At 41.0% G+C, this 13581-nt stretch carries 15 protein-coding genes; 2 read left to right on the top strand and 13 right to left on the bottom strand.

Annotated features, from left to right (window positions below; all coding sequences use genetic code 11):
- Positions 1–36: 36 nt before the first annotated feature.
- From CFS04_RS00275 to mntR, 6 genes are all read right to left on the bottom strand, one after another.
- Entirely contained in the window at positions 37–906 is an 870-nt protein-coding gene (locus tag CFS04_RS00275) for a putative RNA methyltransferase (RefSeq protein WP_255377756.1), read from the bottom strand.
- Entirely contained in the window at positions 903–1388 is a 486-nt protein-coding gene (locus CFS04_RS00270; protein ID WP_088808601.1) for a dihydrofolate reductase, read from the bottom strand. The genes CFS04_RS00275 and CFS04_RS00270 overlap by 4 nt, the downstream gene beginning before the upstream one ends.
- A gap of 11 nt (positions 1389–1399) precedes the next feature.
- Positions 1400–2344 carry a thymidylate synthase gene (locus CFS04_RS00265; RefSeq protein WP_088808600.1) on the bottom strand — a complete coding sequence of 315 codons (945 nt, stop codon included), beginning with the start codon at positions 2342–2344 and terminating at the stop codon, positions 1400–1402.
- Between the two features lie 10 nt (positions 2345–2354).
- Positions 2355–4229: a ribosomal protection-like ABC-F family protein gene (gene abc-f, locus CFS04_RS00260; protein ID WP_088808599.1), complete on the bottom strand. Its 1875-nt coding sequence runs from the start codon at positions 4227–4229 to the stop codon at positions 2355–2357.
- Between the two features lie 311 nt (positions 4230–4540).
- Positions 4541–6223 carry a formate--tetrahydrofolate ligase gene (locus CFS04_RS00255; RefSeq protein ID WP_088808598.1) on the bottom strand — a complete coding sequence of 561 codons (1683 nt, stop codon included), beginning with the start codon at positions 6221–6223 and terminating at the stop codon, positions 4541–4543.
- Between the two features lie 139 nt (positions 6224–6362).
- The gene (gene mntR, locus CFS04_RS00250) at positions 6363–6791 is read right to left on the bottom strand and encodes a transcriptional regulator MntR (RefSeq protein ID WP_088808597.1); all 429 of its coding nucleotides are present in this window, start codon (positions 6789–6791) and stop codon (positions 6363–6365) included.
- A gap of 354 nt (positions 6792–7145) precedes the next feature.
- Here mntR and cspD point away from each other — a divergent pair, with 354 nt between their 5' ends.
- Entirely contained in the window at positions 7146–7346 is a 201-nt protein-coding gene (cspD, locus tag CFS04_RS00245; protein WP_088808596.1) for a cold-shock protein CspD, read from the top strand.
- Between the two features lie 113 nt (positions 7347–7459).
- Positions 7460–7846 (top strand): ribonuclease HI family protein, encoded by a 387-nt coding sequence (locus CFS04_RS00240; RefSeq protein WP_088808595.1) that lies wholly within the window; start codon positions 7460–7462, stop codon positions 7844–7846.
- 48 nt (positions 7847–7894) lie between these two features.
- On the opposite strand, the gene CFS04_RS00235 is transcribed toward CFS04_RS00240, so the two are convergent.
- The 7 genes from CFS04_RS00235 to CFS04_RS00205 form a co-directional block, all read right to left on the bottom strand.
- Positions 7895–8263, bottom strand: a complete 369-nt coding sequence (locus CFS04_RS00235) for a hypothetical protein (RefSeq protein WP_088808594.1) — start codon at positions 8261–8263, stop codon at positions 7895–7897.
- A 21-nt stretch (positions 8264–8284) separates the two neighbouring features.
- Positions 8285–8668: a DUF1801 domain-containing protein gene (locus tag CFS04_RS00230; protein ID WP_088808593.1), complete on the bottom strand. Its 384-nt coding sequence runs from the start codon at positions 8666–8668 to the stop codon at positions 8285–8287.
- A gap of 14 nt (positions 8669–8682) precedes the next feature.
- Positions 8683–9558 carry a 5'-3' exonuclease gene (locus tag CFS04_RS00225; protein ID WP_088808592.1) on the bottom strand — a complete coding sequence of 292 codons (876 nt, stop codon included), beginning with the start codon at positions 9556–9558 and terminating at the stop codon, positions 8683–8685.
- Positions 9559–9751: 193 nt separating this feature from the next.
- Positions 9752–10651, bottom strand: coding sequence for a helix-turn-helix domain-containing protein (locus CFS04_RS00220; protein ID WP_088808591.1), 900 nt, complete (start codon positions 10649–10651; stop codon positions 9752–9754).
- 592 nt (positions 10652–11243) lie between these two features.
- Positions 11244–11513, bottom strand: a complete 270-nt coding sequence (rpsN, locus tag CFS04_RS00215) for a 30S ribosomal protein S14 (protein ID WP_088808590.1) — start codon at positions 11511–11513, stop codon at positions 11244–11246.
- A 107-nt stretch (positions 11514–11620) separates the two neighbouring features.
- Positions 11621–12931: a nucleobase:cation symporter-2 family protein gene (locus CFS04_RS00210; protein ID WP_088808589.1), complete on the bottom strand. Its 1311-nt coding sequence runs from the start codon at positions 12929–12931 to the stop codon at positions 11621–11623.
- Positions 12921–13514 (bottom strand): xanthine phosphoribosyltransferase, encoded by a 594-nt coding sequence (locus tag CFS04_RS00205; RefSeq protein ID WP_159457867.1) that lies wholly within the window; start codon positions 13512–13514, stop codon positions 12921–12923. Before CFS04_RS00205 ends, CFS04_RS00210 begins: the two co-directional genes overlap by 11 nt.
- Between the last annotated feature and the right edge of the window lie 67 nt (positions 13515–13581).

The following is a 13581-nucleotide window of genomic DNA, read 5'->3' as shown; positions in this document are numbered from 1 at the left end:
TCCTGTTTTTCTTTTCATTATATAACATGGAAAGCCTTATTTTAAGTCCAAATTATGTTTAGCGCCAACAACTAATTTGTAATCAACAGTGATTTTTTGAGGCGTTTTTTGTAGTAGCGCCGCTTTCTTTTCTTCCGTAATGTGCCAGCCAAGTGGTGTCATTTCCATTAAATCCGTCAGCTCCACCCGATTAAGTTCGCGCTCATACGTAATACGCTCCTCATGCAAAATCGTAAAAGTTTCCTTAAAGCGTTCATGCACACGCTCATTTGAATACGTGTTTTCTTCATAAAAAAAGGCACGTAACTCGGTTAAATAATTCGTTTCCGGCATAACCTTAATTAAAATACCGTCATCCGTTAAAATTCGCGCAAATTCCTGATAACTAGCCGGCGACAAAATATTTAGAATGACATCCGTTTGTCCCGTTTGAAGCGGCATATTCGCAAGATCCGCAACCGCCCAAATTGCTTCCCCGTAATCTCTCGCAGCCTGCCGAACGCCTTCTTTTGCAATATCAAAACCAAATGCCCGAACTTTTTTCTCACTCTGGGCTAAAAGATGCGCCAAGTGACTGCCCTCGCCTGAACCAGCGTCAACCATTTGAATCTCCGCTTTATTGAAACGATTTATAAGAGGGACAATTTGCGCCGTCAGACCATCAAAAAAGCCTGTTTCAATGAGCCGTTTCCGCGCTTCAAATAAACCTTGCTCATATTTCGTTTTCACTCCGTGTGGCAGTAAAAACAAGTAGCCTGGTTTCGCAACATCAAACGCGTGCCCCGTTCCACATTTTAATGTCAATGGCCGAACAAAATGACATGGCGACGCACAAATTGGGCAACGAAATGCATCCACTGCGGCAGAAATTCGTTCCGCTCGCTGCTCTAGTTTCGATTTCATCATACCGATTTTCTTTCGTACGTATAGAAACCAAATGTAACGTTGCTTTTTTCATCACGCATGCCGTCCGTTTGGCTCATCAATTGGAAATTTGACCAGTCGATTTCAGGGAAAGCCGTATCAGCATCATAAGCCGCATCAATTTTCGTCACAATTAAACGGTCGACTTCCGCTTGAAATAAGCGATAAATTTCTGCTCCCCCGCAAATAAAGACCGACTCATTTGCCGCCAAATCCAAAATAGTTTGCTTATCATGGACCACTTCCGCATCTGGCAATTGGAGCGACTTATCACGTGACAAAACGAGATTTCGCCGATTAGGTAATGCTTTTCCAAGGGAATCATACGTTTTTCGCCCCATCACAATTGTGTGACCGCTCGTCTGCTCTTTAAAAAACTTCAAATCGGCTGGCAGATGCCACGGCATTTTATTCTCTTTCCCAATGTTGCCCATTTTATCTTGTGCCCAAATAAAAGAAATCATCGTCATCCTCCTCAAACAGAAATCGGTGCTTTAATCATCTTGTGCGGGTCGTAGCCTTCTAGCGTAATATCCGCCACATCAAAATCGAAAATCGTCGCCGGCTTATCCGATAAAACAAGCTTCGGAAGCGGACGCGTATCACGCGACAATTGCTCTTTCACTTGCTCAATATGGTTGTTGTAAAGATGCGCATCTCCCATCGTGTGAACGAATTCGCCCACCTCAAGCCCCGTTTCACGCGCAATTAAATGCGTAAGTAGCGCATAGCTTGCAATGTTGAACGGTACCCCTAAAAAGATATCCGCACTTCTTTGATAAAGCTGACAGGATAGTTTTCCGTCTGCCACAAAAAATTGGAACAGCGTGTGACAAGGCGGCAAAGCCATGTTCGGCACATCTTCCGGATTCCATGCGGATACAATTAGACGGCGCGAATTGGGGTTCGTTTTAATCATTTGAATGACTTCCTGCAGCTGATCAATTGTCGCGCCGTTAGACGTTTTCCATTCACGCCATTGTTTCCCGTAAATATTGCCAAGCTCACCGTATTTTTCAGCAAAGCTCATGTCTTCTAAGATTTGCGCTTTAAATTTCTCCATTTCAGCTTGATAAACTTCATTAAATTTCGGATCACTATTCGCCCGCAAACCAAAATCCGTCATATCAGGGCCACTGTAATCCGCACTTTTCACATAGCGCTCAAACGCCCATTCATTCCAAATATTGTTATTGTGTTGCAACAAATAGCGAATATTCGTGTCCCCGTGCAAAAACCATAACAATTCACTCACAACTAAGCGAAACGGTACACGTTTTGTCGTCAAAATCGGAAACCCTTCCTGTAAGTTAAAACGCATTTGATAGCCGAACGTACTAATCGTTCCAGTCCCTGTGCGGTCCCCTTTTTGCGTGCCATTTTCTAACACATATTTTTCCAAATCTAAATATTGTTTCATCGTCCCACTCCTAATTCGCAAATTGCGATAAATATTCATAACGCTCGTACAAATGTAACAATTCGGCTTCTCCTGCTTCAATTTGTTCACTTAACTCGCGAGCTTTTGTAAAATCGGCACCTGTTTCAAGTAAAGCTTCGTTCAAATTCGCGACGAGCTCTTCTTTTGTGGCAATGGCTTCTTCAATACCGGCCCATTCTTTTTTCTCCATATAAGAAAGTCGCACTTTTTCTTTCGTTTCAGCTACAGGTTTTTCCTGCACTTTTCGAACGGTTGGCTTAATTTCTTTTTGTTCTTCCAAAAGCAAATACTCGCTATACATCCCGTAATATTCTTGGACGACGCCAGCGCCTTGAAACACAAGCAATTTGGAAGCCGTTTTATCAAGAAAGTAGCGATCATGGCTGACTGTAATGACAGTCCCATTAAACGTTTCTAAATAGTCTTCCAAAACGGTCAAAGTTTCTGTATCTAAGTCATTTGTCGGTTCATCGAGTAATAGAACGTTCGGCGCGCTCATCAAAATTTTAAGTAAAAAGAGGCGCCGCTTTTCCCCACCTGAAAGTGAAGCAATCAATTTCCCGTGCGTTTCTTTTGGAAAAAGGAAGCGTTCAAGCATGGCGCTCACACTAATTGTTTCATTTTGCATCGTTTTAACTTCATTTCCAATTTCCTGTAGAAAAGTAATTAGCCGCTTATCTGGATCAAGTTCGGTATTTTGCTGCGTATAATAGCCAATTTGCACTGTCTGCCCCGTCGTCACATCTCCCGCATCTGCCGAAATTTCTCCTGCAAGCATGTTGAGCAAAGTTGACTTTCCCGTGCCGTTTCGCCCAGTAATCCCAAGCCTTTCACCCGGAGCAATTAATAAATTAAAATCGTTTAAAATCACTTTCTGGTCAAAACGCTTCGCCACATGTTCAAGTAAAAACACATCATTTCCTAAGCGACTCGTCTTGAAATCCAGCTCTAGTTTCGTATCGTCCGCCTTCGTCTTCACCTTATCTTCCAAGTCCGTAAAACGATCCTTACGCGCCTTCTGCTTCGTAGAACGCGCTTTCGCCCCGCGACGCATCCAAGCAAGCTCTTTCCGATATAAATTGCGATTTTTCTCCGACTCCCGCACCTCGTTTTCCATCCGAACCGCTTTAGATTCCATGAAACTCTCATAGTTGCCTACGTAGCGGTAAAGCTTGCCGCGATCGAGTTCAACGATATGATTCGTAATCCTATCCAGAAAGTAACGGTCATGCGTCACAACTAAAACGGCGCCTTTAAAGCGCAAAAGAAAGTCCTCTAGCCATTTGATTGAAGCAAAGTCCAGATGGTTCGTCGGCTCATCTAAAATGAGTAAATCGGGCGTTTCAATTAATACTTGGGCCAGCGCCGCACGTTTTCGTTCGCCACCAGAAAGCTCACTAATTTTTGCTTTTAATTGTGTGACGCCAAGTCGGTCGAGAATCGTCTTCGCTTCGGTGTTCATATCCCACGCATTCGTCGCGTCCATCTCCGCCTGTGCCCGCGCAAAACGCTCATTTATAGCCTCACTATGATTTTCTTCCATGGCAAGCAAAACTTCTTCATATTCCCGCATCGCCCGTAAATTTCGTGTTTCTCCCGCAAAAACCGCTTCTAAAACCGTTGCATTTTCATCTAAAGGGGGATTTTGTCTTAAAAAGCCAATTGTATAATCATTCGCTTTCACAATTTCTCCTGTATCCCCACTTGAAACCCCTGCAAGACAATCTAAAAAGGTGGATTTACCCGTACCATTTACGCCAATTAGACCGATGCGCTCACCTTCTGAAATTGTCAAATCTACTTGTTCAAAGAGCGTTTTATCTCCAAACGTCTTGGTTATATTCATCGCTTTTAGTTGTTTCATTTATCCTCATCCTATTCAGGTTTGTATTATCTATTCTAGCATATCCAACCGCGTATACGTAAAAAAACTTTCAATGAAAGAGGGACGTGTTGGAACAGCCCCTTCGGCAGAATCTGTTTAAGACAGTGGTTTATAATTTTAGTAGCATGCAAAATAACTATCTTCGCTTCTCCGTCCATTTATTTTAACACAATCCCCTCAACCAATCTACGTTTTCGCAACTATTGTATTTTCGCTAACAACGCTGGTTTTTCAAGTAGTTTCGTCGTTTTTTGCATACAAAAAAGACGCGAAAATCGCGTCTTTCTAGCTTAGAATAATCCCATTGCATTTCCGTTTTCATCAACGTCCATATTCAGTGCCGCCGGTTTTTTCGGAAGACCAGGCATGGTCATAACATCGCCAGTTAGAGCAACAATGAAACCTGCGCCTAGTTTTGGAATAAATTCGCGGATATGAATCGTAAAGTTTTCTGGGCGACCAAGTAGCGTTGGCTCATCAGAAAGTGAATACTGCGTTTTCGCCATACAAATTGGATAGCGATCCCAACCGTACTTTTTGAAATCAACAATTTGTTTTTGCGCTTTCGTGGAGAGTTCGACGCCCATGCCGCCGTAAATTTTCGTAACAATTTTTTCAAGTTTCGCTTCAATGGATTCAGCATCGTCGTAAAGGCGTGTATAATTTGCTGTGCCTTTCTCAATTTCACCAATCACTTTTTCGGCAAGTTCGAGCCCACCTTCTCCGCCTTTTTCCCAAACTTCTGTAAGCGAGAATGGGATGTCATTTGCTTGGCAGAGTTCTTCTAGGGCACGCACTTCTGCATCTGTGTCTGACACAAATTTATTGATGGCAATCACAAATGGCAAACCAAATTCCCCAATGGATTCTGTATGTTTTTTCAGATTAGCAAAACCAGCTTTCAGTGCGTCCACATTTTCTGCCCCAAGCTCGGTTTTCGCTACACCACCATGCATTTTAAGTGCGCGAATTGTTGCGACAATGACCACACAATCTGGTGCTTTTCCTAAAGAAGGCACTTTAATATCTAAGAACTTTTCTGCGCCTAAATCTGCGCCAAATCCTGCTTCAGTTACAACAAATTCGCCGAGCCTAAGCGCCGTTTTGGTTGCCGAAATACTGTTGCAGCCATGTGCGATATTCGCAAACGGTCCCCCGTGCACAATCGCCGGTGTATGTTCTAATGTCTGCACAAGATTCGGTTTTAACGCATCTTTTAAAAGTAACGTTAAAGCCCCTTCATAGCCCAGTTCTCCGACTGTAATTGGCTCCCGTGCATAGTTATAGCCAATCACGATCTCGCTTAAACGATGCTTCAAATCTTTTAAGTCTGTCGCTAAGCAAATGATCGCCATAATTTCAGACGCAACCGTAATATCAAAACCATCTTCGCGTGGAATCCCTTGAACGGGACCGCCAAGACCGACAATAACTTTACGAAGTGCGCGGTCATTTAAATCCACCACACGTTTCCAAACGATGCGTCGTTGATCAATCTTCAAATCGTTGCCTTGTTGCATATGGTTATCGATAAATGCCGATAAAGCATTATTTGCCGTTGTAATCGCATGAAAGTCACCAGTGAAATGCAAGTTGATATCTTCCATTGGCACAACTTGTGCATAACCGCCACCAGTTGCCCCGCCTTTAATTCCCATTGTTGGACCAAGCGACGGCTCACGAAGTGCAATCACCGTCTTCTTCCCTTTTCTCGAAAGAGCATCCCCGAGACCAACTGTCACGGTTGATTTCCCTTCACCCGCGGGTGTGGGGTTAATCGCCGTAACTAAAATTAATTTCCCGTTTTCTTTATTTTCTAATGAATGGATGGTTTCATAGGTCAACTTGGCCTTTGTTTTACCATAAAGCTCTAAATCCTGTTCATCTAAACCGATACTTTCCGCAATTTCTATAATAGGATTTACCTTTGCTGCGAGTGCAATCTCGATGTCTGATTTTACTTCTTTCGTCATTCTATTCCCCTCCATATATGTATAATGAGAAATTGTAAAATGTAAACCCTTTCCTTTTTAGGCACCGAAAAAATCGGCCAGTAAGAAACTACTGAACGGAAATTTGATTGCGCAGCTACATTTACAATTCCGTGTTACCTTACTCATCTTTTTCCGAGTCAGCTGAATTCAGCGCTCGAAGCTTTTTCAGTGCGTCTTCGTTCTCTTCAAAAAACTGTAAGAGATCGCCAATTCGGTCAATTGAATTCCAACTTAAATGATGCTCAATTCCTTCAACATCTTCATAAACATGCTCTTCTTTTACGCCAATCGTACGTAAAAAACTTTCCAACAAAGTATGGCGTTCGAGTAGTCGTTTCCCTGCTTTGTTACCTTTCGGCGTTAAAATCAGGCCACGATACTTTTCATAGACAAGATAGCCATCTTTATCAAGTTTTTGTACCATCTTCGTAACCGAAGAAGGATGCACCATAAGTTCGTCAGCAATATCCGAAACACGCGCATAACCCTTGTTTTCGATCAGAGAATAGATTTTCTCAATATAGTCTTCCATACTAGGTGTTGGCATAGCACTACCCTCCAACTCAATTTCTTTCACATACAAATTGTACTACACTCTTCCTCGTTTCACAAAGCATTTACCCCTTTTTCTGACAAAACTTTTTCTTTTTGAAAAAAACGCATAGTAAACAAATATTAGTTTGTAAGTTTTAGTACTTTCGTCGCTTCGTTTGATGCTGATTTCAAGAATAATGATAAAAAACAAAAAAGAAAACCTTTACAAGTCAGAAGATTATAGAATTTTTTAAAAATTCCCTTGACCTCTATAGGTACTTTGGTTTATATTAAAAGTATCGTATAAGACTTTCTTGTATGACAGAAAGGTTCTTTAAAAGGGCCAAGATTTGGAGGATTTATTTCAATGCAAAATGGGAAAGTAAAATGGTTTAACAATGAAAAAGGTTATGGTTTTATCGAAACAGACGGCGGCGAAGATATCTTCGTACATTTCACAGCGATTCAAGGTGATGGCTACAAATCTTTAGAAGAAGGTCAAGAAGTTTCCTTTGAAGTTGTAGAAGGTAATCGTGGACCACAGGCGGCAAATGTAGAAAAAATTTAATGTGATGACTTTGACACGGACAAGCTGGCTTTTAGCCGGCTTTTTATTTTTGCATTTTTATAAAGAAGAAAATATAATAGGGAAGAAAATGCATCCAAGGAGGAATGTATCAGATGGACGTTTTTGTTGATGGCGCGAGCTCCGGAAATCCAGGTTTAAGCGGTGCAGGCATCGTTTTGAAAGCCGATCAAATCTACGAGCAACATGCCATTCCAATTGGTATCCTAACCAATCATGAAGCCGAATTTATCGCCTGCAAACTTGGCCTAGAACTCGCGCTCACACACAACCCGGAATTTATCCGCATCTACACCGATTCAAAAATCGTCTTAGACAGCGTTGAAAAAAACTACGTCAAAAACCCATTATTCAAGCCGCATCTAGACGCCATTTTAAAGCTCGCCGAACAAGTTCCACTTTTCTATATCAATTACCGTAACGTCGCCCAAAATAAAAAAGCCGACGAACTAGCCCGCCAAGCCATTCAATCGGAAAAATAAAAAATCAGACTCTTGCTTCCCTTCATGGTTTTCAAGAGCCTGATTTTTTTACTGCTTTTGATAGTCGAACACGTAGCCGATATCACGGAGTAGTTCAATCCCATTGTCCAATTCTACCGTTCCTAGTAAAAGTTTCAAATCTAATTGTTCTCGCACATACGCGATTATTTCTGCTATAAAACGAGGTTGATTAAGATTAATTGTGATGCGCTGACCTTGATATAAAGCTGGAACCCCTTTGTTAAACGGACAATAGCCGCTATCCCATTTTCCCGTCCTAAAATAAATAAGCAACTTCCCATTTGTATCCGCACTTTTAATAATTAAAGACGAATCATTTTGATAGTCATAATCATCAAAAGAGTACTTCCATAAAAATTTTTGCCCCTCAACTGTTATTTTACGAAATGTTGTCATCTTATCACCTCTAACTAAACTCTATTTCTTTTTATGATAAGTAAAGGCAGCTTCTGCACAAAATTGAATGGCTTTTTCAGGAAGTGACTTAGAAATATCAAATACAATGGCACGATTTCCAGAAAAATACAATTCATTTCCAAAAATCGTCCGGAAATTTTCAATCAAATTCGTTTGGCAATGAAAAAACATGGCCACTTGACCATCAGAAAACGTATCAAGCCGAATTGGGGTCCCGCCTTTTAGCGCATAGCTCGGTTGTCCCCATTTTAAGTCCTCTTCTAAAACGGCATCCCCATCAACTAAAGCCGCCACCTCAAACAAGATACTGCGAATTTCAAGCAATTTCGCTTGTTCAAGAGGCGTATAGGTCGCATATTTTTCTTTTACAGAAATCGCTTGCATCTGTTTGTCACTCCTTATAACTGAATATCGCGCTCGACGGTTTTTAACCCGTAATGCAACACTGCATCGTTCATTTCTTTTGAAAATCCGCGGAATAAACAGCGATCATAATCGATTTCAAGCGGCACGTCCGTATGAATCGCTGCTAATTTTTGACTCAAGAACAGCATCTCTTTATCCTCTGCGATTTTCTGTTGTTGGGCGGGTTTCAATTTGTCGAGGTTGGCTAAAACACCGTCTACCGATTCAAATTCTTGGATAAGTTTTAAAGCTGTTTTTTCACCAATACCGCGCACGCCCGGGTAACCATCTGACGTATCGCCCATGAGCGCCTTTACATCAACAAACTGCGTAGGTGTAATTCCCATTTCTTCATAAAAAGTGGCTTCGTCGTAACGCTTATAGTTGCCATAACCCTTTTGCATAATCCACACATCATTTTTCGAGTGAATAAGTTGCAGCAAATCTTTATCGCCACTTAAAACCGTTGTGTTTAAATCTGACGTTAATTTTGTCGTAATCGTCCCGATACAGTCGTCTGCCTCAAAACCGGGGACACCGATATTGACAAACCCAAAAGCCTCTGCGACTTCCTTCGCCAAATCAAATTGCGGTATCATCTCATCAGGTGGTGCAGTTCGCCCAGCTTTATACCCGTCAAAAAGTTCATTACGAAATGTCTGTGCGCCCATATCCCAACAAATCACCGCATGTGTTGGCTGACTTTGGCGCATCGCTGCAAAAATGTGGCGTAACATTCCTTGTACGCCATTGGTCGGTAGCCCCGCTTCATTATACATAAATTGTTTGCTTACCGCTGTGGCGTAAAAAGCGCGAAAAAGCAACGCCATACCGTCCACAACAAGTAAATTAGGTTGTTTAGTTTCCATTTCGTGACTCCTTTTATCATGATTACTTCAATTTTACCATAAAAGAAGAGGCCAGAACATAAATCTTAGCTAAACATAAAAACCGTGAAGAAAATCACTTTCTTCACGGTTTTGGTTAATGAAAAGCCATCTTTGTTTGCCACTACTTGATTCACTTTGGCAAATGGAAATTTATGTTCCAAGCGGTTCTAGTTCATAACGGGATTTTGCTGTTTTTTATAAGCTTCTCCCAGTCTTTCAACATATCATCCGCAATCAAATCCTCGCCTAATACACGCATAGACTGAATAATCTTTTTCACTTCATCGAATGTACTTTGATGCTCGCCGCCAAGAAAGTAGATCTGATTTAAAATAAATTTACAGCTTAGGATTAAAACGCTATCATGAGCTTCTTTTGCGTCCTCTAGAACTTCCTCAATAATCGGCTTAGTTTCTAGAATTCTATCGTTCACTCTTAGCAAAGTGCAGTAATTAAATTTAGTAGTACGACTAAGCTTATCAATATCTCTATAACCAGCATACTTATCATAAAACTTATTCAGTCTCTGCAAGATTAAGCTCATAGGCTCTTCAGCAAAAATATAGAATATGTTAGACATTAATACAATATCATTGTAATACCACGTTTCCCTATTTTTCAAATCTTGCCAGACAGCATCAAAGTGATGCCGAGCGGTATTTATATTTTGGGATTCTTGGAGTTCCATGTAGCCAAATAATATAGACTTTAAATGATTTAAAAATGTGTCACTATTCCCATTATGTTGCAATGCTTCAATTTTACTTATTAAGTTTTGAAATCCAGACTTGTTAAGCGTTGAACCAAGCCTTCTGAATTCATTAAAAATCTCTTGTATATGAGAATGGGCATAACCATTTCGAATATACTCAAATTCAGATAAATCCATTGAAAATCGTTCTAAAATATCTAAAAGTAGTGGATAACTAGGTGTTTGAGTACAGTTTTCGAGGCGTTGTAAATGTGTTCGCGACATAATATCCGTATAAACATCAACTTGTTTCAATCCAATACTTGTGCGTATGCTTTTTAAAGTTTTCCCGACTGCTAACTTATTTTTGTTTTCTGTCATCTCCATCGCATCCTTTTTATGTTTTTATAAGTTGCTTTTTAATAAGTCAGTATATTTTGTGTGATAAACTGTATTTGTCAGGGAGGTGAGGAAATGTTAGCTTCAGTACTAGTTTATTTCATTATTGTATAATTCTTTCCCCAAGTGTTTAGGCTACTTAATTCGTAAGATGACGTGGATGAATCGGAATTAAATAGCCTGACATGTCACGACAATTTTGTAAATCTTTGGTTTTAGTATACTATTTTATTTATAAATTGTCTAATGCAATCTGAAATATGTTAATACTGAATCAAGCATCATTTCTCTGACGCACTATCGTAGTTATTTGTTTTCATTCATCTTTTTTTGCTGTATAACTTCATACAAGTATAACAGCCAGCCGGACTATGTTCGGCTTTTTTTGTGCTGTCTATGTAAAAAGACTGCTACAAGAAAGCAGCAGTCCTAGCATGTAGAAAAACTCCAAACACACGTAAAATCAGACTAAAGCAGCACATACTGGAAATCGCAATCTATCCGACCACGTGTGATAGAACGGAGCTTTAATGACGAAAATTGCCGTTTGTCGTCAATTTTCATCTGTATAATTTTACCAACTGGCTTTTTTGACACCAGGAATTTGTCCTTTATGCGCAAGTTCGCGAAAACGGATTCTACTCATGCCAAATTTACGCATATATGCATGTGGTCTACCAGTTAATTCGCAGCGGTTATGCAAACGCGTTGGCGATGAATCACGCGGTAATTTCCGAAGTTCTTCGTAGCGTCCCTCAACCTTCAACTCGCGCCGCAATTCTGCGTATTTAGCAACTAATGCTTTTTGTCGTTCATATTTTGCTACCTTCGATTTTTTAGCCATCGTTTCTCCTCATTTCTATAAATAGGAATCATTACGTTTTACATTTTACGCTTTTCTACAAAAAAGTCAACTAAAAAAGCAACCCAAATGAGGTTGCTTTAAGAAAATTAGTCATTAACCTGTTGCCACTCTAATTCTTCTGTTGCTTCTTTTTTGCGTGTTGGTAACATATTAAAAATAATATTTAAGCTGATTGCCGTAAAGCTTCCAGCAACAATACCGTTACTTGTGAAAAGTTGAATGAAAGATGGAAAGTTTTGGAATAAATCTGGTACCACGGTAACGCCTAGTCCAACACCGACGGAGCACGCAATAATAAGCAAATTTTCTTGCGACGTGAAATTCACCTTACCTAGCATTTTAATTCCTTGGGCAACGACCATACCGAACATCGCGACCATCGCACCACCTAAAACACTTGTTGGAATAATGGTTGTCACTGCCCCAATTTTTGGAATCAAACCGAGGATTATTAGAAATCCGGCGGCGACATAGATAACTTTACGTGTTTTAATCCCAGATAATTGCACTAAACCAACATTTTGGGAGTAGCCTGTGTACGGGAAAGTGTTGAAAATTCCGCCGAGAATGATGGCTAGCCCTTCTGCGCGGTAACCACGTGTTAAATCTTTTTTATCAAGCGTGCGACCCGTAATGTCAGACAGTGCGAAATACACGCCTGTGGACTCAACCATGCTGACGAGTGCGATTAAAATCATCGTCACAATTGCTGGCCATTCAAAAGTCGGCATACCAAAGTAAAATGGTTGCGGGAGATGGAAAAAGTCTGCTTCTTTAACGGGGGCTAAATTGATACCACCTAAAATCGCGGCAGCAAGCGAACCACAGGCAAGCCCAATCAACACGGCGATAGCTTTCGTAAATCCTTTACCGAATCGATAAACTAAAATAATGAGCAAGAGCGTGCCAAATCCTAAGCCGATATTATAAAACGAGCCAAAATCTTTTGCGCCCTGTCCGCCTGCAAGGTTGTTAATCGCCACCGGAATGAGCGTTAAGCCTATCACCGTCACGACCGAACCCGTTACGACTGGTGGAAAAAAGCGCACAATTTTTGAAAAGAACGGCGCGATAAGAAGAACAAAGAGGCCTGACGCAATGATGGAGCCGTAAATCGCAGAAATGCCCATTTCCTGCCCGATTAAAATGATGGGCGCTATCGCCTGGACTGCACAGCCAAGTACAACTGGCAAGCCGATGCCGAAAAAACGATTGACGGTTAATTGGAGCAGCGTAGCGATGCCGCACATGAAAATGTCGATGGAAACGAGGTACGTCATTTGTTCGGCGTTAAAGCCGAGCGCCCCACCAATGAGGAGTGGGACAATAACTGCGCCAGCATACATTGCCAGTACGTGTTGAAAGCCGAGTGCGGCCATTCTGCCTTTATTTAACATCGCCATTCTCCTCTCTAATAAAGCGAATCGTTTGATTTTCAAGTGAGGCGATTCGAGCTAGTGAGAGTACTTCTAGTCCTACTTCGTCTAGTAAAGCGCGTCCTTTTTGGAATGATTTTTCGATGACAATGCCGATGCCTGAAACTTTTGCTTTTGCCGTTTTGGCAATGTCAAGTAAACCAAGAACGGCTTGTCCGTTTGCCAAAAAGTCGTCGATGATTAAAATTGTATCCTCACTCGTTAAAAAGCTTTGCGATATGGAAATCGAATTGGTTTCTTTTTTTGTAAACGAATAGACGTCCGCCGTGTATAAATTTTCTTTCAACGTGACGGATTTTTTCTTGCGCGCAAAAATGACGGGAACATCAAGGAAAAGCCCAGCGAATACAGCGGGCGCAATACCTGATGATTCAATGGTGACGATTTTTGTAATACCGCGACCTTTAAAATGTTCCGCGAATTCATTGCCGATTTCGCGCATTAAGCGGGGATCAATTTGGTGGTTCAGGAAGGCATCGACCTTCAGCACATCACCTTCTAAAACCGTCCCTTTTTCCAAAATATAGTCTTCTAATAACTTCAAAACAAGTTCTCCCTTCATTTTAAAGACAACAAAAACCTATCTCCCGGCTAGAGAGATAGGCAAAATA

Source organism: Listeria sp. ILCC796 (assembly GCF_900186175.1).
Lineage (GTDB): Bacteria > Bacillota > Bacilli > Lactobacillales > Listeriaceae > Listeria > Listeria goaensis.
This window is presented reverse-complemented; position numbering and strand designations above follow the sequence as displayed.

Bases quoted from the DNA above. Each gene is read 5' to 3' on its own strand.
- CFS04_RS00275 (WP_255377756.1), bottom strand. From the start codon at position 906: ATGATGAAATCGAAACTAGAGCAGCGAGCGGAACGAATTTCTGCCGCA.
- CFS04_RS00270 (WP_088808601.1), bottom strand. From the start codon at position 1,388: ATGATTTCTTTTATTTGGGCACAAGATAAAATGGGCAACATTGGGAAA.
- CFS04_RS00265 (WP_088808600.1), bottom strand. From the start codon at position 2,344: ATGAAACAATATTTAGATTTGGAAAAATATGTGTTAGAAAATGGCACG.
- abc-f (WP_088808599.1), bottom strand. From the start codon at position 4,229: ATGAAACAACTAAAAGCGATGAATATAACCAAGACGTTTGGAGATAAA.
- CFS04_RS00255 (WP_088808598.1), bottom strand. From the start codon at position 6,223: ATGACGAAAGAAGTAAAATCAGACATCGAGATTGCACTCGCAGCAAAG.
- mntR (WP_088808597.1), bottom strand. From the start codon at position 6,791: ATGCCAACACCTAGTATGGAAGACTATATTGAGAAAATCTATTCTCTG.
- cspD (WP_088808596.1), top strand. From the start codon at position 7,146: ATGCAAAATGGGAAAGTAAAATGGTTTAACAATGAAAAAGGTTATGGT.
- CFS04_RS00240 (WP_088808595.1), top strand. From the start codon at position 7,460: ATGGACGTTTTTGTTGATGGCGCGAGCTCCGGAAATCCAGGTTTAAGC.
- CFS04_RS00235 (WP_088808594.1), bottom strand. From the start codon at position 8,263: ATGACAACATTTCGTAAAATAACAGTTGAGGGGCAAAAATTTTTATGG.
- CFS04_RS00230 (WP_088808593.1), bottom strand. From the start codon at position 8,668: ATGCAAGCGATTTCTGTAAAAGAAAAATATGCGACCTATACGCCTCTT.
- CFS04_RS00225 (WP_088808592.1), bottom strand. From the start codon at position 9,558: ATGGAAACTAAACAACCTAATTTACTTGTTGTGGACGGTATGGCGTTG.
- CFS04_RS00220 (WP_088808591.1), bottom strand. From the start codon at position 10,651: ATGACAGAAAACAAAAATAAGTTAGCAGTCGGGAAAACTTTAAAAAGC.
- rpsN (WP_088808590.1), bottom strand. From the start codon at position 11,513: ATGGCTAAAAAATCGAAGGTAGCAAAATATGAACGACAAAAAGCATTA.
- CFS04_RS00210 (WP_088808589.1), bottom strand. From the start codon at position 12,931: ATGTTAAATAAAGGCAGAATGGCCGCACTCGGCTTTCAACACGTACTG.